Here is a 1,387-nt window from a genome sequence, read left to right as displayed (position 1 = left end):
CTTCACTTGCCTGGCTGCCATCGCTGCGTGGCCGCCTGATCCGATCGGCGGCCGCCAAATTTCCCGCCGAGGACTACGTGCAGGACTGGCTCAACGTCTATGCCAGCGACCGGCAGACCAAGTTCAACGAGATGGAATATCATTTGCCGTTCGAGGAAGGGCCGAAGGCGCTGGCCGAGATCATCGAGCTGACCGAGAAGCGCTTTCCCGAGGTCTATTTCCCGATGGAGGTGCGCTCGGTCGCGCCGGACCAGTTCTGGCTTTCGCCATTCTACAACAGGCTGACCTGCTCCATCGCCATCCACCATGACGCCGCGAACGATCCTTTGCCGTTCATGCGGGCGGCAGAGCCGATCTTCCGCAGATATGGCGGCCGGCCGCATTGGGGCAAGATGCACAGCCTGAAAGCGGCGGAGCTGAAAAAGCTCTACCCGCGCTGGGACGATGCCATGGCGGCGCGCCGCGACATCGATCCGGAAAACCGCTTCGTGTCGCCCTACATGGCCGGCCTGTTCGGCATCGAATGATGAGCACCTATTTTTCCACCCTCTCGGATGCGCTGAAGACCGCCGGCATCTTCCGACCCTGCCTGCTGCTCGACCGCGATCGGCTGGACGGAAACATTGCCCTGGTAAAAGGGAGGCTGGATCCCGGCCTGGCCGTGCGGCTGGTCGACAAATCGCTCGCCTGCCTGCCGCTGCTTGCGCATATAGGCAAGGCGCTTCGCCATGAGCGCTTCATGACCTTCCACCCGCCGATCAGCGAGGCGGTGCTGAAGGCGTTTCCGGATGCCGATCTGCTCTACGGCAAGCCGATGCCGATCGGTGCGGCAAGGGCTGCGCTGGTGAAGGGTGATGCCGACTGGTCGCGTGTCTGCTGGCTGATCGACAGCGAGGAGAGACTGGCGGAATACGGTGCTCTCGCTGACGAACTCGGCATCGGCCTGCGCATCGCTTTCGAGATCGATGTCGGGCTGCATCGCGGCGGCTTTGCTGATCCCGCGGCCTTGTCGAAGGCGTTGAGCGCGTTGCCGGCCCGGCTGCATTGCGAAGGCGTCATGGCCTACGAGGCGCATGCGCCGCTCATTCCCGGCCTTTTCGGCGGACCGGCAAAGGCATTGGCGGAGGCGTCGGCGCAGGCTGCGGCGTTCGTCGCCTGTCTCGGCGCCGACCAGCGCCGTATCCTCAACATCGGCGGCAGCAAGACCGCGCTGCTTCATCGTGGCGGCGCGGCCAATGAAGTGTCGATGGGCGCGGCCTTCGTGCTGCCCAGCGACTTCGATACGCCAGGCCTAGAAGGCTTCCAGCCGGCGGGCCAGGCAGCATCGGCTCGACCACTTTCAGGATCGGCGTGGCAATGAAGGCCGCCGGCTGGAAGCCTGCTAGGC

General features: G+C 64.5%; 2 protein-coding genes. Both read left to right on the top strand.

What is annotated here, in order from left to right:
- On the top strand, positions 1–527 hold a 527-nt coding region (locus EN994_RS31570), incomplete at its 5' end, for a D-arabinono-1,4-lactone oxidase (protein WP_281060220.1).
- Positions 527–1,360, top strand: a complete 834-nt coding sequence (locus EN994_RS31565; protein WP_245466143.1) for an alanine racemase — start codon at positions 527–529, stop codon at positions 1,358–1,360. The genes EN994_RS31570 and EN994_RS31565, both read left to right, overlap by 1 nt.
- The last annotated feature ends 27 nt before the right edge of the window (positions 1,361–1,387 follow it).

Source organism: Mesorhizobium sp. M7A.F.Ca.CA.002.09.1.1 (genome assembly GCF_003998555.1).
GTDB lineage: Bacteria > Pseudomonadota > Alphaproteobacteria > Rhizobiales > Rhizobiaceae > Mesorhizobium > Mesorhizobium ciceri.
The sequence above is the reverse complement of the archived record's forward strand: the minus strand, read 5'-3'. Positions and strand labels throughout refer to the sequence as shown.

Excerpts from the sequence above, each read along its gene's own strand:
- EN994_RS31565 (WP_245466143.1), top strand. The coding sequence starts at position 527 with ATGAGCACCTATTTTTCCACCCTCTCGGATGCGCTGAAGACCGCCGGC.